A 22,707-nucleotide genomic window follows, 5' to 3' on the forward strand; every position below is an offset into this window, starting at 1 on the left:
CTAAAGAATCAACAGCCCTTCACGGCGGTAGCCTAAAAATTGCGGTGCATCAGCAGGCAAGTCAGTCACCAAATAATCAATATCCGATAACTCACACACTTGAAGTTTTTGGGTACTTCCCAATTTTTCGCTGATGGTCACAACGGCGCTTCGCTTAGACGCCTTTATCATGGCTTTTTTCACCTGAACCGCCTCTAAATCCGTATCCGTAATACATTCGGTATCAATGGCATTGGTACCCATGATGCACAAATCTGCCTTGATTTCATTGAGACGGCTAATGACTTCACCTCCCACGCTAATCTGCGAATTTTTAACCAATGTTCCCCCCAAAAATATCACGTCAATCGTCGGGTGGTCGCACAACTGCAGGGCGGTTGTCAGGCTTATGGTAAAAAAAGTAGCTTTTAAATCAACAGGAAGTAGGCGAGCCAATTCCCGTACGGTCGTTCCGCCACCTAGAATAACAAACATTCCGTCTTCGATAAGGGTGGCGGCTTTTTGCGCAATGACCGTTTTTTCCGATAAAGCATAAGTCGTACTCGGTGCATAATCGTAATGGTACGATTTTGACAAGGCCCCACCGTGAACCTTCACCAGTTCACCCGCCTCCGCCAGTTCATTAAGGTCACGACGGATAGTATCCTCCGAAACGTTCAACATCAATCCCAAATCGGCAGACAATATCCGATTGTGAAGATTGATTTGTTTCATTATGAATGCCTGTCGTTCTCGCTTTAGCATTTGGGTTTGAATTGGGTGCATAATGGTTCAAAAAATATAAAATCAAATCCGCAAAAAGTTGCAATAAAATTAGAGACATTTTTTGATTCAGCTCAAATTTTCGCCAAAATCTTAATTTTTTTTCATTTTATTCTACTAATACAAATATTTTTCACCAAACAAATGACGGAGTTTGCTGTTTTTATTGTTTATTTATTGCGGTTTTATGCCGATTTTAAAAATAAACCTTTAATTAATAACTTATGCTTCACAACAATTACGGCCAAATCATTCAGAACCGTTTTCGTTCTGAACTTATGCGGACGATTGTGGCAATTGTAGCGATTTGTTTTTCGCTAAATGGATGGGCCCAATCGTACGCCGTCAAAGGAAAAGTAACTGACAATAACGGTCAGCCTATCCCTGGGGCTACGGTACAAGTAGCAGGAACTTCGCTCGGAACGACTGCCAATGTAGAGGGAGATTTTTCACTTAATGTAAGTGGTAATGTCAAAATTACGTTCAGTGCAGTAGGCTACAGCACAGTTACACGAGAAGTTTCTTCGAGCCAATCTATCGTCAATGTTTCGCTTCGAGAAGACCAAATGAACCTCGACGAAGTTGTTGTGACGGGTTCTACCATTCGGGCCGAACGCCGACAACTCGGTAACGCAATTACGACGATTAAGGCGGACAACCTCGAAAAAACAGGCTCACCCAACCTTGTAAGCGCGCTCCAAGGAAAAATCCCAGGTGCTCAAATCACCCAAAACTCAGGCGACCCCGCAGGAGGAATTACGGTACGTTTGCGCGGGGTGAAATCCATCCAAGGAAGTTCAGACCCGCTGTATGTGATTGACGGTGTAATTATTAACAACGAAACGTCACCTGCTTCTCAGTTGGCACTTTCGCTCGGCAACCAAGCGCCAAGTACTGCGCTCGGTACCAACCGTTTGGCCGACATTAACCCCAGCGACATTGAGTCTTTAAACGTTATCAACGGTGCTGCCGCTGCCGCTCAATACGGTTCGCGAGCTGCCAACGGGGTGGTGATTATTACCACCAAGCGGGGAAAGTCGGGCGCGCCAAAAATCAACTTTACCACGAGCTTTTCTTCCAATGAGCTTCGCAAAGGTGTTTTCATTTCTACCTTGGGTAAACAATTTGGGTTCAAAGACTTACGTCTTCACACCATTGGCGTAATTAGTGCTGCACAAAGCGCCGCCAACCCTACCATGACGACCACGGGCATCGTTCGCGACGGAGCCACTTCTTTGCTGGCCTCTAATTTGGTGGACGTGACACGTTACAACTATTTTGATCAAATTTTCCGTACAGGTTTTGGCAACGACAATACGCTTTCGATTTCGGGCGGAACGGATCGTACGCAGTATTTTGTGTCGGCATCTTACATGAAAAACGAAGGAATTGTCAAGGGCGTCGATTTTCGGCGGGCGAGTTTACGGGCGCGCGTTGACCAACGTCTTAACAATTGGGCAAAACTATCGGCGGGCTTGAATTATTCAAATAGCTTTTCCAACGAAAAAGCCAACGGAAACGTGTTTTATAGCCCGATAAACTCGGTAACTATCACCAACAACATCTACGACATCACTCAGCGCGACGCCGCAGGCAACTTGTTGGCGGTTGAGCCTACCCGCGTCAACCCGCTCACGACCGTAGAAACCATGAAATTTACGCAAGCTGTCAGCCGTACTATCGCTGATGCTCAGTTGAACCTTACGCCTGTCAAAGGTCTTGGCATCGACTGGGTTGTTGGGGTGGATACTTACGGGCAGTTGGGTAAAAACTACATTCCGCCGTATCCTTATCAAGCCGTAGCTGGTCTTCCTGCCGAACGTTATCCTGATGGTTTTGCGGCCAATGCCAATAACAACGTGACGCAGTTTAACAGCGACATCAACGCTACCTACGAAACCGAACTTAGCAGTTCTCTCAAATTAAACGCCGCCGCTGGTTTCAACTACCAGTTCTACCAGTCGGATTTTACCCGGGCGAGTGGTTTAAACACAGCGCCTTTCATCGAAACCGTCAGCGGAACTGCTAGTACAACCGTCACGGCAGGCTATGGCCTCGACCGCTACAATTTGAGTGGATTTTTTGTACAGGCGACCTTGGGTTACAAAAACTTAGCCTTCGTTACGGCTGCCGTTCGCCGCGACCGTTCGTCGAAGTTTTCTCCGAGCGAAACCAATCAAACTTATCCTAAATTGAGCGGTAGTTTGGTCGTTTCTGACCTTGAGTTTTGGAAAAATAGCAATTTGGCCAACGTTTGGGATGGCTTCAAACTTCGGGCATCGTACGGGCAAGCGGGGAACTTGACAGGGATTGGAAGCTATAGTCGTTTTTGGCAGTTTAGTCCAGTACCTTTCCTTGGCAAAAACACCATCATTCCTGGCGCTACATTGGCCAACCCTCGCGTACGTCCTGAACGCATGGACGAAATCGAAGTGGGTGCCGACCTTTCGTTCTTGAAAAGTCGCCTCAACTTGGGTATTTCGGTCTATAATCAGCAAATCAAAGACTTGGTAGTGAACCGTGAATTAGCTCCTTCAACGGGGGGAACGGGCATTGTGAACAACGTAGGAACGATGGAAAACAAAGGGTTTGAAATTAGCCTCAACGCCTTGGCAGTGAAGAAAAAAGATTTCTCAGCCGATTTCACCGTTCTTTACAACCAAAACCGCAACAAAATATTGGATATTGACCAAGGAAACCCATTGATTTCAACACTTACCATCGGTAACTCAGCGGGCGCACCTGTTTTCTTGATTGAAGGCCAGCCTGCCAGCGTATTCTACGGTTTCCCTTATGCTCGTAATACCGACGGAAGTTTATTGTTGACCAGACAAAATCTTCCACAACGCGAAATGGGTACTCAAAATGCTACCGACCCAACGCAATACACTATTAGCCGTAATGCTGACGGTCAACCTTCAGGGGCGTTTGTTCGTTCAGTGATTGGTAATCCCAATCCAAAATGGACAGGTTCATTCAGTGGAAATTTGACGTACAAAAAACTTGGTTTGCGTTTCTTGTTGGATGCAGTTCAAGGTTTCCAAGTGTTCAATGCCGATAAGCGTACGCGCAACAACGTAGGAATTGGCGACATTGCCGAAGCAGAAATGTTGGGTACGTTACCACGTGGCTATGTATTTTCGTTGGTCAACATCGAAGAGTACCGCGTCGATGAAGGAGGCTTTACCAAATTGCGCGAATTGGCCCTTACGTATCAGCTTCCCAAATTCAGGGGAATCAACAATTGGAGTGTATCTCTCGTAGGTCGTAACTTGATTTCATGGGATAAATACAACGGTTTTGACCCCGAAACAAACGCAGGTAACAACAGCGACATTTTACGCGGGGTGGACTTCGGAAACGTCCCTATTCCACGTACTTACCAGCTCCAGTTGAATTTATCTTTCTAACGCGAAACCTGTACTTCAATGAAAAAGACGATATTATATACATTTCTAGCGGGAACGATGCTGACGGCCACTTCCTGCGACCAAGAATACCTCAACCCAAGTGCCGCCAGCGAAACCCAAGTAACGACCGATATAAACGGGCTCATTACACTCTGCAACGGCCTCCAATACCGCTACTCAAGCACCCGCGCAGGGGTACTTTACACGGCGATTACGGCAAGTGGACTTTCTACCAAAGAACTTACGGTATTGAATGCGGGTAACGGCGACGAAGAACAGCTTCGGATTGGCGGGGCAAACGTAACGCCTAACAACGGTATTTTGCGGAACCTTTGGGCGCAAAATCAACTGGTAAAAGCCAATGCAGATCTTGTTTTAAAAAGCGTAGCTACGGTATCTGGTGATGCTGGCACCAAAAGTGGCATTACGGCCTACGCTTCTATTTTTAGGGCATTGGCGTTGGGAACTATCGCTCAATTTTGGGAAAAACTCCCTGTTTCCACAGGCGATAATGCAGTGTTTGTCACGCGTGATGAAGCCTTGAAAGAAGCCATTCGTACGCTCGAAACCGCTGCTACTACACTCACCGCTACGCCTGTTTCTTCCACTTTCACTACGCGTATTGTGGCAGGAATAGATTTGGCCAACACCATCCAAGCGTTGATTGCTCGCTATAGCCTCATGGTAGGCGACAATGCCAAAGCCTTAGCTGCTGCAAACAAAGTGGATTTGACCAAAAAATCGTCGTTCAACTTTGATGACGCAACTCAAAACCCGATGTTTTTCAACACCTTCGGAAACCGTAACGTTACTGAACCTGTTAACGCCACGCTAGGTTTACCAGAAGCACTTCGCCCCGTTGCCACCGACAAGCGCTTGGCGTTCTATTTGTCGAATCCTGCGGGAGTCGCCAGCGGAGGTATCAACTTGGGCCGCGCCAGTTTCTTTACCGCCAACAATGCCGCGATTCCTATTTATTTACCAGGTGAAATTCAGCTAATCAAGGCCGAAGCAAGTGCCCGTACTAATGATTTGGTAGGTGCTACGACCGCTTTAAACGCCGTTTTAACCAAAACGACCGATGCGTGGGGCATAGGAGCGGGGCTTCCTGCTTACTCGGGTGCCAACACCGCCGATGCGTTACTAACCGAAATTTACCGTCAGCGTTGCATAGAGTTGTTTTTGTCAGGATTAAAATTGGAAGATAGCCGTCGCTTTAATCGTTTGGCTCCCGTTGCGGGCAATGCCGCTTCGCAAGTAGAGCGTACCCGCACTTTTTATCCGTATCCGTTGATTGAGAAAGATAATAACCGTGCCAACACGCCTGCTGATCCTGCTATTTAGTATGAATCACAGATTTTGAGATTCTTCGGGTTGTGAGCAACCCTTTACACAAAAAAGCCCTGATGATGAGTCAGGGCTTTTTTGTACTATTCTGAATAACGGACTACTACTGCAACATCAAATAGGCTTTGATAAACTCGTCCAAGTCGCCGTCCATTACTCCCTGAACATCAGAGGTTTCTACGCCCGTTCGGACGTCTTTTACCAATTTGTAAGGGTGCATGACGTAGTTACGAATTTGAGACCCCCACTCAATTTTCTTTTTAGAAGCTTCCACTTCGGCGCGGGCTGCGTTTCGTTTTTCTACCTCAATTTGGTACAATTTCGATTTCAACAAACGCATGGCCAAATCGCGGTTGAGGTGCTGACTCCGCTCTTGTTGGCACTCAATCATCAAGCCCGAAGGTCTGTGACGAAGCCGAACGGCCGTTTCTACTTTGTTGACGTTCTGTCCACCAGCTCCTCCCGAACGGTACGTATCCCATTCAATATCCGCAGGATTTACTTCGATTTCGATACTATCGTCAATCAACGGATACGCATACACCGAAGCAAACGAAGTATGGCGACGCGCATTAGAGTCAAAAGGCGAAATACGCACCAAACGGTGTACGCCGTTTTCTGATTGCAAGTAGCCGTAAGCCTGTGGCCCATCTATTTGAATGGAAGCCGATTTGATTCCTGCTCCATCGCCCTCTTGGTAGTCGATTTGGGTTACTTTGTAGCCGTGTTTTTCGGCCCAGCGCACGTACATTCGATACAGCATATCTGCCCAATCTTGGCTTTCAGTACCACCTGCCCCCGAGTTAATTTCGAGGACGGCGTTGAGCTGATCTTCTTCGTTGGAGAGCATTTTTTTGAGCTCGACCTCTTCCAATACCTTCAATAAGGCTTGGTATTCGGCTTCAACTTCCGTTTCGGTGGCTTCGCCTAGCTCAAAAAACTCTTGAAGTGTTTCCAAGTCACCAAGGCGTTCTTCTACCGATTCATATCCTTCAGTCCACCCTTTCAAGCCCCGAACCTCCTTCATGGTTTGTTCGGCTTTGGTATTGTCGTTCCAAAATTCAGGTTGGTTCTGAATTTGTTGTAATTCTGTTAATCGTTCTTTCTTAGTATCGTAGTCAAAGATACCCCCTCAAAGCCGAAACGCGGGCTTTCAAGTCTTTCAACTGTTCTGTGGTCATCGAATATTTATTTCAATTTATTATTTTTTCACAATCACTCCATCTGCCACAAACGTCAATTCGCGCTTAGGTTCGGTGATTTTCGCAATTTCTTCTTTGCTTTTTCCTGCGTCTTCGGCATAGTGCTGCAATTCTGCTACCGAGGTAGTCTTCATTTTAGCTTCACCGTCAATCACGACGGTTTTACCCGCAATGTCTTTTGGCACAAAGAAACCATAATCTTTAAACGACACGCGCATGGTTTGTCCGTCGGCTGTTTTCACTTTCATCCAGCAGCCTTTTGCTTGGCACACCGACTCCACCGTACCAGTCACTTTGGCCGTCATTTTTTCTTTGCTTCCCATTTTCTTAGGGAGCTCCGTAGCAGCTACGGCGCCTTTTTCATTGATTTTTTCGCCAAAAAAGCCATCACTTTGTGCAAACGCACCTAGGGTACAAACCGCAAACAAGGTTGTTAAGAGTACTTTTTTCATGGTAATGCTAGTCAATAAAATGATTGATGAAATGACAAATTTTCTTCAAAACTATACAATTTTTGTTGATGTTCGTTAAAAAATCCCTTCAAAAAAGTCTATCTCTTTCTCTGCTTTAGGAATTTTGTAATTCTTCAAAAACTCTTTCAAAACCAACTGACTTCCAAAGGCTTTCACATCATTTTTAATACTGGCAGCCGCTCTTTTAAATTCTTTAATATCCTGTTCAAGCGATAGACGGAGTCGGTGAATATTACTCACAATATAATCAGGTTTCCCGCTCATTTGAGCAACCTGCGAAACCATATTTTCTAGTTCGTAACTCAGTTCTTCGGCCTGTTCGCGCAGGAGCTTATTGTAATTTTTCAGGTGGCTTTCGGCCATATTTTCAATGTGGTTTTGGTCGATTCGATCAAACTCCAACTGCAAACGCAACAGCCCCAATAAATCATTTTTTTCGTAGGCTTCCGTCACGCGGTGCATGATTTGAGTTTTGCGTTCGCGTTCGTCGGCATCGGGCTCACGATCAGGGTGAAAAGCTTTGACCAAATCCATGTAAATTGTCCGCACCGATTTGGTAATGTTTCGAGCTTCTAATTCTTTCTTTTCTTCTTTCTCTTGCTGCTTTTTACTTTTCGGACGTTTGGCTTTTCGTTCTTCAGCTTGGCGTTGCTCTTGCTCAAACTCGTCTTGTTTTTCCGCGATTTTTTTGTCCATCAGCTCCTGAAGCTTTTCAGGATTTGTTATGTCAATGTCTTCATCGATTTCAATGCCAAACATTGAAAAAATCCCCTTTAACTGTTCGGCCGCTAGTTCGTTGACTTGCTCGTTTTCTTCTTCGTACGATGTCTCGTTGTATTTATCGTAAATCGGAATCAACTCCTCCATGCCTCCGTATTCAATCACATCGTGCGCAAGTTCACAAATGAGGTACGTGAGTTTTTTCTGTTCCCTTTTTTTGAAATAACCCGAATCATGAGCACGGTCAAAACACTTCACCAACTCCGCTTTCTGAGCATAATATTCTTTCCGAACGGGAGTCAACGCGCCGTGGAGACGTTGGTTTACTTCCTCGACCCCAGCGCGGTACTCGGCAATCTCTTGTTCCAGCTTTTCTATCTTTTTGATGAGTCGGTTAAACTCCTTCTGAACTTTTGATTGTTCGGTTTTCTCTTTAGTGATTTGGATAATCTTTGCCATCAGTCAAGGGAAGAATGAGGTAAATTTTTAACGACTCAAACTGTTGGGGTGTTGTTTACGAAGCACCAACGAAATCAATAAAATAGGCATTACGACGAGCATCAACGTAAACCGAAACTCATCAAAAATGAAACTTGAAGGCTCAAGTTTATCTATGTCGGCCAGTTTTTGTTGGAAACTTTCGTTGCCCCATACTTTTATCGCTTCCGCTTTGTTGACCAACAGCGATTGGCGCAAAATACCTTGGTAGTGGGTCAATGCTTTTGGGGAAAAGTAAAAATACAGGCTCGATAAATAGCCACACACCAACGCACCCGTAATCCACACTACGTAGCCAATCGAGATTCCTTCCCACATGTGTAGGTAGCCTTGCCCTACCTTCTTACGGTAATACCAAGTGGCAGCCGCAATGATAATAGCAAAAAAACCGACGTCGAGCGCTCGGCTTGTGCTTGAGAATTTTTCTAGGCTCTGAACGAGCAAAAAGAACAAAAAGCAAACTACACCTGCAATCACCCCAAACAATAGGGGAAGCTTGAGCAATGGCTTGTTTAAGAAGTTAATCACACTTTGCATAGGTTATCCACAAAGTTATCCACATTTTTCCACCATTCCTTGGTTGATAACATAGACAGCTTTGCCTTTAAATTGAGTTCCAAAAAACGGCGAATTCTTTGATTTAGAACGAGTTTCCTTAAAAATCCATTCCAAATCGGGGTTAAAAATGGTAAAATTAGCTACATTGTCTTCTGAAATAGCTACTGAAGGCAAACGTAGAATAGCACGGGGCTGATGGGTAAGTTTTCCTACCAGTTGGTCCAACGGTACTTGGGTATTGTGGGTGTTGAGTACTGCAAAAGCCGTTTCTAACCCGATAATTCCAAATTCGGCCAAATCAAACTCCAAATTCTTAGACTCTTCATCTTGGGGATTATGGTCCGACACCACAGCGTCGATGGTGCCGTCGGCCAATCCTTCCCAAATTGCTTCGATATCGGATTGTGCTCTAAAAGGTGGGTTGACCTTATAATTCGTATCAAAATTCAGTAAGGCCGAATCGTCAAACGCAATTTGGTGCGCTGCCACGTCACAAGACACAGGATAGCCCTTGGCTTTCGCCGCCCGAATCAGTTCCACCGTAGTCGCCGTCGAAATCGTCGAGAAGTGTAGGAGAGGAGCTTCACTTTTAATCCCCATGTATTCGAGCATTTTAAGGTCGCGCATGACCATAAGTTCCTCCGCAATGGTGGGAATTCCCCTCATTCCGAGCAACGTACTCATTTCGCCTTCGTTCATTTGCCCAAACACGGTCAAATCGTAATCTTCGGGGCGATTCATCAACACTCGGTCAACCTGCTGGAGATATTGCAACGATTTGAGCAAAATGTGCGTGTTATAAATAGGGTGAGAGCCATCCGAAAAAGCGACAGCACCTGCATTCGACAGGTCAATCATTTCGGTGAAATCTTTGCCTTCACAGCTTTTTGTAACCGCGCCAATCGGGTGTACATTCACCACTTGTCCCAAAGCCCTATGTTTAACGTAAACGAGGGTATCTTTCGAGTCGAGGGCAGGTTTGGCGTTGGGTAATACTGCAATGTCAGTAAAGCCACCTACCGCCGCGGCTGCACAAGCCGAGCGCAAGTCTTCTTTTTGCTCATACCCTGGGTCATACGCATGAACACGCATATCCACCCAGCCAGGTGAAATATGCCAATTTTCGCCTTCAAGTACTTGGGCATTGGCCACCTCGATGTGGTCAGCAATCTGAGATATTTGGCCATTTTCTACCAAAATATCTTTTATTTGCCCATTATAAGGCGAGTGAGTGTCAGTAATTTTTACAGAACGAATCAGTAACATTTTTTTATCAACTTTCTTGGCTCCCCGTTGGGATTAGGGCTAAAAAAAAGCCCCTTTCGGAGCTTGTTCTTATTCACCAATCAATTCTTTATAGGCTTCTACAGAGAGTAAGTCATCGGTTGAGCCTGTTATTTTAACACGAATCATCCAACCTTCACCGTAAGGATCAGTGTTAACCAAATCTGGATCAGCTTCCAAAGCTGTATTAAATTCAAGAATTTCTCCTGAAACGGGCAAATAAAGGTCAGAAACGGTTTTTACGGCTTCTACTGTTCCAAATAATTCACCTTCGTTGATGGTTTCGCCGATGGTGTTAATGTCAACATAAACAATATCACCCAATTCTCTTTGGGCAAAATCAGTAATACCTACAACGGCAGTACCGTCGCTTTCAAGGCGAATCCACTCGTGGTCTTTGGTGTACTTAAGCTCTGCTGGAAATGTCATGGTTTGTTGAAGCTTTTCGTTTTGGCTGCTAAATTAGGGGATTAACCCCTGAAATCAAAAACCATTCTCAATATGCCACCAATGAAGTTTTTTTTCAACCAAATTATTTATGCGTAGAGCAATACTGTCTTTTATATCCTGGCTCTCCAAATATTCATAATCTGCCAAGATTTCTGCCTCGGTCATACTAGACATGCTGAACACATTAAAATAAAAGCCACTGTTTATTGCTTCAGAGGAGCTACTTTATTTTTAATGCGTTCAACCTACATGCTAGAAGTTGTAAAACAAAAGAATAGCCCACTCTTTGTCTTTGGTAGTATGGGTACTAAATTCCCTTTTCCAATGAAACGGTTATACATCCTCCTATTCGGGCTACTTTCGTGTACGGCCCTTGCCCAAACGCCTTTGCGCCGCTCCGAAAGCTACTTCGGATTGCATTTTGATTTTCATGCCACTTTGCAAGACACTCTCATAGGTAAAACCCTCACCGACAAGATGATAGATTCACTTTTGTTAAAAGTGAAGCCCGATTTTATTCAAGTAGATTGCAAGGGACACTCAGGGGTTACGAGTTATCCGACCAAGGTGGGAAACCCTCCCAAACGGGTCGAAAAAGACATTTTAAAACTCTTTCGGGAAGTTACCCTGCGCCGAGGGGTAGCGTTGTACGTTCATTACTCAGGTGTGTGGGACGACGAAGCTGTTAAACACCATCCCAATTGGTCGCGGATTGATTCAGAAGGCAAACCAGACCGCCAAAAAGCCTCGCTCTGGAGCGCTTACACCGATAGTTTGCTGATTCCACAATTGAAAGAAATTAGTGACTATGGCGTCAATGGAGCTTGGATTGATGGCGACTGCTGGGCAACCAACCCCGATTATTGCCAAGCTGCTATCGACGAATTTCGGTTTATCACAGGCATCCAAAACATTCCCCGAAAAAAAACCGACCCCAATTACGATAAATGGCTCGAATTTCACCGTGATGCTTTTCGCCGCTACGTTCGTAAATATACCGATGCCATTCATGCGTACAACCCTCGTTTTCAGATTACTAGCAACTGGTCGTATTCGGCCATGATGCCCGAAAAAGTGGATATTAACGTCGATTTTTTATCGGGCGATACCGAACCCCTCAACGGCGCCAACCAATCCGCTTTTCAGGCGCGTTGTTTAGCCCCACAGGGAAAACCGTGGGATTTAATGTCTTGGAGTTTTGGGTACGGATGGGAAGACCAAGTAAAATCACCCAAAAACGCCATTCAACTTTCGCAAGAAGCCGCCCAAGTGATCTCGATGGGAGGTGGCTTTCAAGCCTATTGGACCCAAGAACGAGACGGAAGTTTGCCTACTTTTTCGTACCAAACCATGAGTGACTTGGCGAAGTTTTGCCGCCAACGGCAAGCATTTACCCAAGCTACTAAACCTGTTCCACAAGTTGCTTTACTTTATTCAAACGTAGGCTACAAAAGCCAGCTAACTACCGTTTATAACACTGGAGATGGTAAACAGCAACCCATGATTGGCACCCTCAATGCGCTATTATACAGCCAATTGCCCACCGAAATCCTACAAGAACATCACTTAAAGGGGCGTACTCAGTCGTACCCACTCATTGTAATTCCTGAATGGAAAATTATTGACAAAACCCTCCAAGATGAACTGATAGAATACGTGCGCCAAGGCGGAAATTTGCTCGTGATTGGCAGTGAAACGGTCAAATTATTTGAAGCTCAATTAGGCGTTCGACTTGGTGCTTCCACCCAAACTATTTCCAATTGGGGCTTTGATCAACTCCTGACGGGTACAAAGGCTACCTTTCGCCCTTTTGAACCACTTTCAAGTACGCAAACCTTCGGACAGTGGTTTTCGGGCGGCGATCTTCGTTTTGCGGCAGGCCCTGTTGCTTCCATCGCGTCCTTTGGCAAGGGAAAAATCGCGGGCATTTATTTTAATTTTGGCGAACAACATTACAAGCGCGAAACCTACGTCGGAAGGGATTTTTTGGGAACGATGGCTAAAAAATTGTTTCAACCTCAAGTCACCGTCAATGGTTCTAAGTTTGTAAACGTTGCGCTCAACCAAAAACAAGGAACAACTTACCTTAACCTAATCAACATGGCAGGCAACCACGCCAATAAAGCCATCCATGCCAGTGACGAAATTCCCCCTTTGTTTAATCTAAAAGTAACTGTAAAATCGCCCCTTCGCCCCAAACAAGTCATGCTCCAACCCGAAAATAAGCCGTTACCCTTTGCGTATAAAAATGGAGAAATTACCTTTACCATAAGCAAAATAGACATTCACTCCATCGTCGCCATCAAACCATGATTTTACTGCAAGCCTCCTCCGATTGGGCCGCTTTTATTGGACGTTTTCACCCTGTATTGGTGCACTTACCCATTGGATTTTTACTCCTAGCAGGGCTGCTCGAACTGGGACGCTTGACCAATAAGGTAGAAGTAAAAGACTCGACGATTTCATTTATTTTGTTTTGGTCAGCCATTGGAGCTACAGCATCGTGCATTGCGGGCTATTTGTTGTCGTTGGGAGGAGGTTATGAAGCCGAACTCCTCGAAGAACACAAATGGCAAGGGATTTGGGTAGCAGTAGCTTCGTGGATTGCGTGGGTTTCTAAGACCGATTTGTTGTTTCAAAATTTCAAATTAGGCGGACTTTTGTACCTTCCTGCTTTGGCAATAGGCGGTCTTTTTACAATGGTCGCAGGGCATCATGGTGGTTCTCTTACGCATGGTGAAGGCTATCTCACCCAAGAAACGCCCGAACCCTTTCGGGCGTGGGCAGGTATGGAACCCAAAACTGAAAAAGGAGGCGATGAAATTAAGCCCATTGCCGACGTCAATAATGCCTTGGTTTATCAAGATATCGTCAACCCTATTCTAAAATCAAGGTGTGTTCAGTGCCACAACGCAAAAAAATCCAAGGGCGATTTGCGAATGGATGAAATAGAATTATTGAAAAAAGGAGGAGAAAATGGCCCTGTTTTTATTGCAGGAAAATCTGAAGAAAGTGAGCTCATTAAGCGCTGTTTGCTCCCACTAGAAGACGAAAATCACATGCCACCCAAAGGAAAAACCCAACTTTCGGAAGGGCAAGTGGCTATTTTATCTTGGTGGATTGACCAAGGAGCGCCCGTGGACAAAAAAGTGGCAGAACTCAAAACAACCGACGCCGTTAAACCCGCGTTAGCAGCCCTCAGCAAACCGCAGTCTGCCGAAAGTGGTTCATCTGCTTCAAGCCAAAAAGACGAATTAGCTTCAATTAAAGTATCAGCACCCGACGCTAGTGACATCGAGGCACTCAAAAAAGTAGGTGTTTTGGTTACTCCTATTGCGACAGGCAGCCATTTATTGGACATCAACGCCGTCAATGTGAGCAGTCTAACCGACAGCCAAGTTGCACTTCTTGAGCCTCTCAGCGAGCAAATAGTTTGGGTAAAACTCAGTGGGACAAAAATTACCGACCAAGCAGCGACTACCTTGGCCAAACTCAAAAATTTGCAAAAACTCCATTTAGAAAATACTGCTATCTCAGACGCTACTATCAAAAAAATCAAGGACTTACCACTGCTAACGTACCTCAATTTGGTCAACACCCAAGTGTCTGACGCGGGAATTAAAGAGCTTACCAGTGCTAAAAAACTCTCTAGCTTACACCTTTGGAAAACCAAAGTCACGGAAGCTGGCATGGCTGCGCTGAAACAATCCCACCCAACCCTCGACGTGACTTTGGGCATTAATGAGCAAAAAATTGCGGAGTTTGTTAAGGCTGGTCAAAAAACACCTCAACCAGAAGAAGCGGAAAAAAAATAAGCTATTCGTTTAAAATTGCCACAACCCGAGCAGGAGCCGCCGATGCGCCCACAATTTTGAGGGGAAACACGCACACTTTAAAGCCCACAATAGGCAATTCGCCTAGGTTGACCAATTGCTCGATGTGGCAATACTCTTTTTCGCGACCTACCAAATGCGCTTGCCAAAACAAATCACGATTGCCCGATTCTTTCGCTTTTTGAATCATGTAGCGCATGGGTAAATCCCAGCCCCACTGATCAATACCCATGACTTTGATTCCTTGGTCAATAAGCCATTCGGTCGCCTCTTTGCTCATACCCGTTCCTATGTCCGCAAATTGCTTTGTTCCATTGAACTTATCGCGCCCTGTTCGGATGAGTACAATCATTCCAGCCTGCAAAGAAACACCTTTCTTAGTTAGGTATTCTTGTATATCCTTTAATGTAATAACATCAAAGTCTGCTTTGTGAGTCATGTCAATGACTAGCCCATTGCCGTAGCACCATTCCAACGGGATTTCATCAATGGTTTTTGCGGGCTGCCCTGCCACGGTTGGGTAATAATGCCAAGGCGCATCAAGATGCGTAGTCGCATGAACCCCCATATGTTTAATAGTGTCATCTGCCCAGCCTACAAAACCCTCGGGGAACAGTCGGAAAGGTAAACCCAGAAAGCGAATCAGCCACCGAGCGGCTTTATGAGGTTTGTGTTTAATTTTTACCCGCATAAACCAAGGGTCTTCGGCATTAAAGCGAATTGGTTTGGAAAGGTCTATAATTCGTGGCATATCAGTGAGAAACGTGTTTTTTTAGGGTTCGATATTAAGCATATTTAAGGTTTTTTTTAAAGATTAGTCGTTTTTATTTCTTTGCAATTTCCTATAAAAAAGCCTTAATTTGGGTTGAGTTTTCATTCTTTGCTTTACCTCTTACATTTTTATTGATGAACCCCCAAGATTCGTTCAGAATCGTCGTCTTAGGTGGCGGCGAAAGTGGCGTTGGCGCGGCCTTATTGGCTCAAGCCAAAGGTTTTGACGTATTTTTATCGGATAAGGGCTCCCTTACCGAGGAATATCGGGGTATTCTGGCTGCAAATAATATACCATTTGAAGAAGGTAAACATACCGAAACTATTATTCTTTCCGCAAAAGAAGTGATAAAAAGTCCAGGTATTCCTGACAAAGTGCCGTTGATTAAAAAATTATATGAACAAGGTACACCCGTTATTTCTGAAATTGAGTTTGCATCACGTTATACAAAAGCAAAAAAAATTGCGATTACGGGCAGCAATGGTAAAACAACAACGACTTTATTGATTTATCACCTTCTTAAATCAGCAGGCATCAATGTTGGATTAGCAGGAAATATCGGCGAGAGTTTCGCCAAACAAGTCATCGACGATACCTTCGACTGGTTTGTACTCGAAATTAGCAGCTTTCAGTTGGACAATATGTATGAGTTCAAAGCCGATGTCGCGGTTTTACTCAACATTACACCCGATCACCTCGATCGCTACGAATACACTTTCCAAAAGTACGTCGATTCAAAATTTCGTTTGTTACAAAATCTCCAAGCAAGCGACGATTTTATTTATTTCATTGACAACGAACCCATTGCCCTAGAACTTGGCAGGAAATCATTCAACGTCAACCACTTACCTATTTCTTTCTTGAAAAAAGAAAAGAATGGCGGTTTTTTTCAGGAAGGAATTTTGCATCTCACTCGCAATACACGTACTTTTGATATAAACGCAAACGAGTTACCCATCAAAGGACCTCACAATGCTATAAACGCGATGGCCGCGACCTTGGCGTCTATGGCAGTAGGATTGACCGATGAGCAAATCAAAAATGGATTGCTGACCTTCCAAAATGCGGCTCACCGCTTGGAACCCGTAGCCGAAATCAACGGAATCAGTTTCGTTAATGATTCGAAAGCTACCAACGTCGATTCCGTTTTTTATGCGTTAAATAGCTTTGATACCCCTATAATTTGGATAGCTGGCGGACTTGACAAAGGCAACGATTATACCCAAATCGAACCTTTGGTACGCCAAAAAGTAAAAGCCCTTATCTGTCTGGGCAAAGATAACAGCAAACTTCTCTCGTTTTTCGCTTCTACTGTCCCCGTAGTCATTGAGACACAGGACGTTAAAGAAGCGGTACAGTATGCGCTGTCGCTTGGTCAACCAAATGACGTCGCTCTTCTATCTCCAGCATGCGCTAGTTTTGATTTGTTCAACAACTACGAAGACCGTGGTGAACAGTTCAAAGCGACTGTACGAAGTTTTATTTCCTAACTCACATTTAGAAAGATGAACAAGAACGAGATGAACACGGGGACGATTCGCCCTTCTACATTAGAGCATTGGGACAATATCAAAAACTGGTTGAGTAGAAACCTCAAAGGCGACGTCGTCATTTGGGTCATTGTCGCCATTTTGTCGCTTGTGAGCTTATTGATTGTTTATAGCGCTACGGGTACACTCGCTTACCAACGTGGAGGAGGTTATCCAGAAGCATTTTTATTGAAACACATTTTTTATACCAGTATGGGGCTGTTCGTGATGTGGTGGGTTCACCGCGTCAATTACACCTACTTTTCTCGTCTTTCGCGCGCGGCACTTCTCATTTCCATTCCTTTGTTGATTTTGGTAAAAGTAGCAGGGGTTACCATCAACGGCGCTACGCGTTGGTTAGCCATTCCTGGCACAGGTCTTACCATCCAACCCGCCGATTTTGCCCGTTTAGCCCTTATTGCGAACCTCGCTGCGATGCTCGCCAAACGCCAGCGCGTTGAATACAGTTGGCAGGTTTTTGGTAAAATGATTTTATGGGTAGGTATTATCTGTTTTTTCATCGCCCTTACCAGTACCTCTACCGCCGTATTGCTTGGACTATCTTGTTTTTTAATGTTCTATATCGGACGAGTTCCTGGTAAATATCTGATGGCTATGATTGTTGCCATAGGCATCACTGGTGGACTCGGACTTGTTGCTGGTCAACGACTTGAAACAGCGGTTGGGCGTATTGAGCGTTTCCTCGACAATGACGAATACCAAGCAAAACAAGGGTTTATTGCCATTGCCAACGGGGGCACTTTTGGACAAGGGCTTGGCAACAGTCACCAGCGCAATTACCTTACCCAAGCTTATTCTGACTTTATTTATGCCATTATCATCGAAGAATATGGTCTTGTCGGAGGGGTTTTTATCATGTTTCTCTACGCAATTTTACTTGTGAGGGGAGTCCAAAACATTGGAGGTACTAATCGCGCCTTCGGCGGGTTATTGTCCGCAGGGCTCACATTAAGTATTGGTTTACAAGCATTTACTAATATGGCTGTCGCTGTAGGGGCATTCCCTGTTACTGGCCAACCACTACCTCTTCTCAGTATGGGAGGAACATCTGTATTCTTTACCTGTATCTCGATCGGAATCATCCTCAGTGTAAGTAGAGGTGAAACAGACGAAAGTACTATTTAAGAGAACCTATGAAGAAAGTAATCATAAGCGGAGGAGGTACTGGAGGGCATATCTACCCTGCCATCGCCATTGCCAATTCCTTAAAAGCCATTGATCCTTCCATTCAGATTTTGTTTGTGGGAGCATTGGGGAAAATGGAGATGGAAAAAGTACCCAAAGCAGGTTATGAAATCATTGGTCTGCCTATTTCGGGGATAAAACGTGAGCTTTCGGCCGATAATCTTTCGTTTCCTTTCAAACTAACGCGTAGTTTGTTGAAAGCCAGAAGCATTATCAAAAGCTTTCAGCCCGACATTGCCATTGGCGTGGGAGGATTTGCCAGTGGACCATTGTTAATGGTTGCTTCCTTGATGGGCATTCCGACGCTTATTCAGGAGCAAAATTCGTACGCAGGAATTACCAATAAACTCTTGGCAAAACGTGCCAAAGCCATTTGTGTAGCGTACCCCAACATGGAGGCTTTTTTTCCAAAAAATAAGCTCAAACTAACAGGCAATCCCGTTAGGAACGACATAGTAAATAGTACCAATAAACGCGAATTAGCCTATGAGCGTTTTGGGTTGCAACCTAACCACAAAACTTTACTCGTCATTGGTGGGAGTTTGGGAGCAAAAACCATCAATGAAAGCATCGAAGCGGGGCTGAAAATGATCATAGACTCGGGCTACCAAGTGCTTTGGCAAACAGGCAAGCCTTATGCAGAACGTGCAAAAGCGGCAGTAGAGGCCCTAAAAACGCCCTATGCACAGGCTTTTGATTTTATCTATGAAATGGACTTGGCCTATGCCCTTGCCGACGTAGTGGTATCTAGGGCTGGTGCATTGTCGGTCTCTGAGTTATGTTTGGTTGAGAAGCCAGCTATTTTGGTTCCTTTCCCTTACGCATCCGAAGATCATCAAACCAAAAATGCGATGAGTTTAGTAGAACAAAACGCGGCACTTTTGGTGAAGGACAAAGACGCCAAAGACGAACTTGTTCAAACCACGTTGCGGTTGTTACAAGATATCGATAAACAACAAGAATTAAGTAAAAATATCAAGAAACTAGCGAAACCTAACGCGGCAAAAGAAATTGCCGAAACCGTACTAAGTCTGATTTAAGATGAATATTCAACATTTCAAATATATCTACTTTCTTGGCATCGGAGGCATCGGTATGAGTGCATTGGCGCGTTGGTTCAACATCAACGGCTTTGCAGTAGCTGGCTATGACCGCACCGCGACTGCCCTTACCAATACCTTGGAAGAAGAAGGAATTTCGGTTCATTTCGACGACGATATTGCCCACATTCCTGCGGATTTTTTGAAGGAGCCCGCTCAAACATTGGTTGTATTTACCCCTGCTATACCAGCCGAGCATTCGGAGTATAATTATCTTAAACAGCACGGGTTTATTCTTCAAAAGCGTTCTCAGGTTTTGGGTTTAATCGCGGGTGGAATGTTTACGATTGGGGTGGCGGGAACCCACGGTAAAACGACGACCTCTTCCATGACAGCGCATATTTTGCGGCATTCGGGCATCAATTGTGCCGCTTTTTTGGGTGGAATAACGCAAAATTATGGTACCAATATGTTGCTAAATGAACCAACAGACGAATTAAAAAACGTACCATGTGTTGTAGAAGCCGACGAATTTGATCGGTCTTTTTTGACCCTTTTTCCCGAAATTGCGATAGTTACCTCCACTGATGCCGACCATTTGGATATTTACGGCACGCACGACTCGGTACTCGCTTCTTTTTCGGCTTATGTAAGTCAGATAAAGCCCCAAGGGCGCTTGTTTATGCGCAAAGGGCTACAATTAGCCGAAAAGACCCAAGCTAAGGTTTTTGAGTATTCTATCGACGAAGGCGACTACCACGCCGAAAACGTGCGTATCGAAAATGCTTGTTTCCGCTTTGATGCTGTACATCCAAACGGAATCATCAAAGACCTAATGCTCAAAGTTCCTGGTTTTCACAATGTTGAAAATGCCATTGCTGCCATCGCTGTAGGTTTGGAAATTGGTCTTTCAGACGACCAAATTCGTGCAGCCATCGCGTCGTTTGGAGGTGTAAAACGCCGTTTTGAATACTATCTCAAAACCGACACCAAAGTCTTAATTGATGACTATGCCCATCACCCAGCCGAGGTAAAAGCATTTTTGTCATCAGCCAAGGCGCTTTATCCAGATCGGCACGTAACGGCTATTTTTCAGCCTCATTTGTTCAGCCGTACGCGTGATTTTGCCGACGAATTTGCCGAAAGTTTATCGTTGGCAGACCGTGTTATTTTATTGGATATTTATCCCGCTCGTGAGCTACCAATCGAAGGGGTTAGCTCCGATTTAATATTCCAAAAGATAACATGTGACAAAGTGCAATGTTTGAAGTCGGAGTTAATAGATGTACTCAAACAACAAACATGTGATGTAGTCGCAACCATTGGGGCAGGAGATATTGATCGGTATATTTTACCCATTAAAGATATTTTACAAGCAACCTAACGACCATGAAACGCTGGATTTGGATTACTGTAGGGGTTTTAGTGGTAGGGACTCTGTTCTTTTACGTTGAATATCAACAAAATAACAAACGATGTAAAAGTGTCGTGGTGAAGCTCGATAACAAAGCAGAGTATCCATTTTTCAGCGAACAAGACATCAAAGACCTACTCACGGTGAAAGGAGTTGATGTGATTGAAGGAATGAATTTTTCGGATATTAACTTTAAAGGGCTCGAAAAAAGAGTCCTAAAAAACCGTTTGATAAAAAAATGTGACGTTTTTCGAGATTTATCAGGAAATTTGGTCGTAGCAATCGAACAACAACGCCCCATCGGTCGCATAATGGGTAGCTTTAACGAAGCAACTCAGTCAATAACGGCCGAATCAGGAGGGTATTTAACGGAATCTGGGGATATTATTCCTCTTTCTGGACGATTTGCCGCTCGTACGGTTATTCTTTCAGGAGATTTTTTAAAAAATACCAAAGCCATCAAATCTCCCAAAGGAGAACAGCTGATCGATTTTTTAAAACAGCTACAGCAAAATTCTTTTTGGAAGTCTCAAGTGACCGAAGTCATTGTGGCAGAAGACGGAGAACTAACATTAATCCCCCAAGTGGGACAACACCAAATTGATTTTGGTTTTCCAGAGGACGCAGACGTCAAATTTGAGAAATTAAAGGTCTTTTACAAGACCATCCTCCCTATCAGTGGTTGGGAAAAATACCATCGAGTAAGTGTAAAATTTAAAAATCAGATAGTGTGTGAATAATCCCTTTCTATTCATCACCAACCTATCAATAGTACATATCATAAGTTTTTATTAAAGCCTTAGCACATCATGTCAGAACACGAAATTTATTTAGGAATAGACATTGGTAGCACCAAAGTAGCTGCGGTTTTAGCAAAACCCAAAAAGCTAAGTAACCATACGATGCTTCAGGTGATAGGGATGGGGTCAGCCCGCAATGAAGGTGTTCATCGTGGGAACATTAATAACCCCATCAAAACCAAAGACGCCATCCGTCAAGCGCTTGAAATGGCAGCAAAAAAAGCGGATCGCATTGATTTGTTATCTCATAACCTATTCGCCTCTGTCAATGTAAGTGGGACACACTTAGCAACAACGTCGGAAACAGGCTCAGTAGCCTGCCATGCCTTTGGTGTGCAAGGAAGAGATGTGAAATCACTGTTTGAAACCATGCAGCAAACGTTTGATTCTGATACGAATCAAATCATTCACTTGCTTCCTCTCAAATTTTCGGTGGGAGAACAGCACGAAATTATTGACCCTGTTGGGCATACTGGACTTAAATTAAGCGGTGATTTTAAAATCATCACCGCAAAAAAATCGGCGCTGCACCAAATCAAAGATTCGTTACAAAAAGCGAACCTTTCGGTCAATGAAGAAGATGGTTTTTCGGCTTCTCCACTGGCTTCTGGCTTGGCTATCCTTTCCGAAGACCACAAAAGCCTAGGGGTTGTACTTGTTGACATTGGCGGCGGAACCACCGACATTGCCATTTATCACGATGGTTTATTATGTCATACTGTAGTGTTGCCTTTTGGGGGAAATCATATCACGAACGATATTCGTGAGGGATGTCATCTTACCCACGAAAGTGCTGAAGAAGCCAAAATATTTCTAGGTGAAACCAACCCCAAAAACTGCTCGCTAAACACCTTGTTGGTGATTCCAACTGCCGAAGGCATTCCACCCATTGAAATTGTGGCCCGCAACGTCGTCTTGATTGCCCGGGCGCGATTGCGTGAAATCGCGGCTTTGGTACTGGCTGAAATCAAAAAAGCAGGATATGAGCACAAATTACGTGCAGGGATCATTTTGACGGGAGGAACGTCAAAAATTAAAGGAATTGAGAGCATTTTCCGAGAAATCACAGGAATGTACGTTCAGATTGGCACGCCCAAGAACCTCGAACGAAGCAATAGCGCACTCGATTCACTTATCACTGATCCATCTTACACTACAGCCCTAGGCTTGGCCTGGTCTAGTGTAAAACCACTCGATAAACGAATCGAAAAAACAACGGTTACTCCTGAGCCAGAGCAAAAAAAACCAAGCAGCAGTTGGTCTATCCCTGGTTTTCGTAAAAGCACCTCTCAGGAATCAACCATCAAAGAAATAAGTACCTTTATTTGGAAAGGTCTTACCCAAGATGACATCAAAGGACACGACGATTATTAATAAAGGCCAAAATATCCCTACCTAGTTTGTTTATT

General features: G+C 44.4%; 18 protein-coding genes. 10 read left to right on the forward strand and 8 right to left on the reverse strand.

Annotation, left to right across the window (positions count from 1 at the left end; all coding sequences use genetic code 11):
* Nucleotides 1-765 carry a DeoR/GlpR family DNA-binding transcription regulator gene (locus tag AC23P2_RS05240; protein ID WP_487772215.1) on the reverse strand — a complete coding sequence of 255 codons (765 nt, stop codon included), beginning with the start codon at nucleotides 763-765 and terminating at the stop codon, nucleotides 1-3.
* 221 nt (nucleotides 766-986) lie between these two features.
* On the opposite strand from AC23P2_RS05240, the gene AC23P2_RS05245 reads away from it, so the two are divergent.
* Nucleotides 987-4,172: a SusC/RagA family TonB-linked outer membrane protein gene (locus tag AC23P2_RS05245; RefSeq protein ID WP_487772216.1), complete on the forward strand. Its 3,186-nt coding sequence runs from the start codon at nucleotides 987-989 to the stop codon at nucleotides 4,170-4,172.
* Between the two features lie 18 nt (nucleotides 4,173-4,190).
* Nucleotides 4,191-5,516: a RagB/SusD family nutrient uptake outer membrane protein gene (locus AC23P2_RS05250; protein ID WP_487772217.1), complete on the forward strand. Its 1,326-nt coding sequence runs from the start codon at nucleotides 4,191-4,193 to the stop codon at nucleotides 5,514-5,516.
* Nucleotides 5,517-5,622: 106 nt separating this feature from the next.
* Here the strand turns inward: AC23P2_RS05250 and prfB are convergent.
* The 6 genes from prfB to gcvH form a co-directional block, all read right to left on the reverse strand.
* Nucleotides 5,623-6,700 (reverse strand): peptide chain release factor 2 gene (gene prfB, locus AC23P2_RS05255; protein ID WP_157607461.1). Its coding sequence is split into 2 segments (ribosomal slippage): nucleotides 5,623-6,639 and nucleotides 6,641-6,700, totalling 1,077 coding nucleotides; the frame shifts between segments, so codons are not numbered across the junction.
* A gap of 20 nt (nucleotides 6,701-6,720) precedes the next feature.
* A complete protein-coding gene (locus AC23P2_RS05260) occupies nucleotides 6,721-7,173 on the reverse strand; it encodes a DUF4920 domain-containing protein (protein WP_487772218.1) in 453 nt (150 codons plus the stop codon).
* 75 nt (nucleotides 7,174-7,248) lie between these two features.
* Nucleotides 7,249-8,373 carry a hypothetical protein gene (locus AC23P2_RS05265; protein WP_487772219.1) on the reverse strand — a complete coding sequence of 375 codons (1,125 nt, stop codon included), beginning with the start codon at nucleotides 8,371-8,373 and terminating at the stop codon, nucleotides 7,249-7,251.
* 27 nt (nucleotides 8,374-8,400) lie between these two features.
* Entirely contained in the window at nucleotides 8,401-8,916 is a 516-nt protein-coding gene (locus AC23P2_RS05270; protein ID WP_487772220.1) for a DUF4199 domain-containing protein, read from the reverse strand.
* Between the two features lie 48 nt (nucleotides 8,917-8,964).
* Nucleotides 8,965-10,236 carry a dihydroorotase gene (locus tag AC23P2_RS05275; RefSeq protein ID WP_487772221.1) on the reverse strand — a complete coding sequence of 424 codons (1,272 nt, stop codon included), beginning with the start codon at nucleotides 10,234-10,236 and terminating at the stop codon, nucleotides 8,965-8,967.
* A 69-nt stretch (nucleotides 10,237-10,305) separates the two neighbouring features.
* Nucleotides 10,306-10,683 carry a glycine cleavage system protein GcvH gene (gene gcvH / locus AC23P2_RS05280; protein ID WP_487772222.1) on the reverse strand — a complete coding sequence of 126 codons (378 nt, stop codon included), beginning with the start codon at nucleotides 10,681-10,683 and terminating at the stop codon, nucleotides 10,306-10,308.
* Nucleotides 10,684-11,028: 345 nt separating this feature from the next.
* Between gcvH and AC23P2_RS05285 the strand changes: the two genes are divergently transcribed.
* Together AC23P2_RS05285 and AC23P2_RS05290 are read left to right on the forward strand one after the other, a co-directional pair.
* Complete coding sequence (locus AC23P2_RS05285) at nucleotides 11,029-13,017, forward strand: alpha-amylase family protein (RefSeq protein ID WP_487772223.1); 1,989 nt, start codon at nucleotides 11,029-11,031, stop codon at nucleotides 13,015-13,017.
* Nucleotides 13,014-14,519, forward strand: a complete 1,506-nt coding sequence (locus AC23P2_RS05290; protein WP_487772224.1) for a c-type cytochrome domain-containing protein — start codon at nucleotides 13,014-13,016, stop codon at nucleotides 14,517-14,519. Before AC23P2_RS05285 ends, AC23P2_RS05290 begins: the two co-directional genes overlap by 4 nt.
* A 1-nt stretch (nucleotide 14,520) precedes the next feature.
* Here AC23P2_RS05290 and AC23P2_RS05295 read toward each other — a convergent pair whose 3' ends face one another.
* Complete coding sequence (locus AC23P2_RS05295; protein WP_487772225.1) at nucleotides 14,521-15,288, reverse strand: cyclase family protein; 768 nt, start codon at nucleotides 15,286-15,288, stop codon at nucleotides 14,521-14,523.
* Between the two features lie 155 nt (nucleotides 15,289-15,443).
* Here AC23P2_RS05295 and murD point away from each other — a divergent pair, with 155 nt between their 5' ends.
* From murD to ftsA, 6 genes are all read left to right on the forward strand, one after another.
* A complete protein-coding gene (gene murD, locus AC23P2_RS05300) occupies nucleotides 15,444-16,799 on the forward strand; it encodes a UDP-N-acetylmuramoyl-L-alanine--D-glutamate ligase (protein ID WP_487772226.1) in 1,356 nt (451 codons plus the stop codon).
* 15 nt (nucleotides 16,800-16,814) lie between these two features.
* A complete protein-coding gene (locus tag AC23P2_RS05305; protein ID WP_487772227.1) occupies nucleotides 16,815-17,984 on the forward strand; it encodes an FtsW/RodA/SpoVE family cell cycle protein in 1,170 nt (389 codons plus the stop codon).
* A gap of 8 nt (nucleotides 17,985-17,992) precedes the next feature.
* The gene (murG, locus tag AC23P2_RS05310; protein ID WP_487772228.1) at nucleotides 17,993-19,084 is read left to right on the forward strand and encodes an undecaprenyldiphospho-muramoylpentapeptide beta-N-acetylglucosaminyltransferase; all 1,092 of its coding nucleotides are present in this window, start codon (nucleotides 17,993-17,995) and stop codon (nucleotides 19,082-19,084) included.
* Nucleotide 19,085: 1 nt separating this feature from the next.
* On the forward strand, nucleotides 19,086-20,468 hold the full coding sequence (gene murC / locus AC23P2_RS05315; protein ID WP_487772229.1) for a UDP-N-acetylmuramate--L-alanine ligase: 1,383 nt from the start codon (nucleotides 19,086-19,088) through the stop codon (nucleotides 20,466-20,468).
* Nucleotides 20,469-20,473: 5 nt separating this feature from the next.
* Nucleotides 20,474-21,238 carry a cell division protein FtsQ/DivIB gene (locus tag AC23P2_RS05320; RefSeq protein WP_487772230.1) on the forward strand — a complete coding sequence of 255 codons (765 nt, stop codon included), beginning with the start codon at nucleotides 20,474-20,476 and terminating at the stop codon, nucleotides 21,236-21,238.
* 69 nt (nucleotides 21,239-21,307) lie between these two features.
* Complete coding sequence (gene ftsA, locus AC23P2_RS05325) at nucleotides 21,308-22,672, forward strand: cell division protein FtsA (protein WP_487772231.1); 1,365 nt, start codon at nucleotides 21,308-21,310, stop codon at nucleotides 22,670-22,672.
* Nucleotides 22,673-22,707 lie beyond the last annotated feature (35 nt).

Source organism: Runella sp. R0.1_18 (assembly GCF_057652155.1).

What these genes read in the sequence shown, in the direction of transcription:
- AC23P2_RS05240 (WP_487772215.1), bottom strand. Translation starts at nt 765, where the DNA reads ATGCACCCAATTCAAACCCAAATGCTAAAGCGAGAACGACAGGCATTC.
- AC23P2_RS05245 (WP_487772216.1), top strand. Translation starts at nt 987, where the DNA reads ATGCTTCACAACAATTACGGCCAAATCATTCAGAACCGTTTTCGTTCT.
- AC23P2_RS05250 (WP_487772217.1), top strand. Translation starts at nt 4,191, where the DNA reads ATGAAAAAGACGATATTATATACATTTCTAGCGGGAACGATGCTGACG.
- AC23P2_RS05260 (WP_487772218.1), bottom strand. Translation starts at nt 7,173, where the DNA reads ATGAAAAAAGTACTCTTAACAACCTTGTTTGCGGTTTGTACCCTAGGT.
- AC23P2_RS05265 (WP_487772219.1), bottom strand. Translation starts at nt 8,373, where the DNA reads ATGGCAAAGATTATCCAAATCACTAAAGAGAAAACCGAACAATCAAAA.
- AC23P2_RS05275 (WP_487772221.1), bottom strand. Translation starts at nt 10,236, where the DNA reads ATGTTACTGATTCGTTCTGTAAAAATTACTGACACTCACTCGCCTTAT.
- gcvH (WP_487772222.1), bottom strand. Translation starts at nt 10,683, where the DNA reads ATGACATTTCCAGCAGAGCTTAAGTACACCAAAGACCACGAGTGGATT.
- AC23P2_RS05285 (WP_487772223.1), top strand. Translation starts at nt 11,029, where the DNA reads ATGAAACGGTTATACATCCTCCTATTCGGGCTACTTTCGTGTACGGCC.
- AC23P2_RS05290 (WP_487772224.1), top strand. Translation starts at nt 13,014, where the DNA reads ATGATTTTACTGCAAGCCTCCTCCGATTGGGCCGCTTTTATTGGACGT.
- AC23P2_RS05295 (WP_487772225.1), bottom strand. Translation starts at nt 15,288, where the DNA reads ATGCCACGAATTATAGACCTTTCCAAACCAATTCGCTTTAATGCCGAA.
- murD (WP_487772226.1), top strand. Translation starts at nt 15,444, where the DNA reads ATGAACCCCCAAGATTCGTTCAGAATCGTCGTCTTAGGTGGCGGCGAA.
- AC23P2_RS05305 (WP_487772227.1), top strand. Translation starts at nt 16,815, where the DNA reads ATGAACAAGAACGAGATGAACACGGGGACGATTCGCCCTTCTACATTA.
- murG (WP_487772228.1), top strand. Translation starts at nt 17,993, where the DNA reads ATGAAGAAAGTAATCATAAGCGGAGGAGGTACTGGAGGGCATATCTAC.
- murC (WP_487772229.1), top strand. Translation starts at nt 19,086, where the DNA reads ATGAATATTCAACATTTCAAATATATCTACTTTCTTGGCATCGGAGGC.
- AC23P2_RS05320 (WP_487772230.1), top strand. Translation starts at nt 20,474, where the DNA reads ATGAAACGCTGGATTTGGATTACTGTAGGGGTTTTAGTGGTAGGGACT.
- ftsA (WP_487772231.1), top strand. Translation starts at nt 21,308, where the DNA reads ATGTCAGAACACGAAATTTATTTAGGAATAGACATTGGTAGCACCAAA.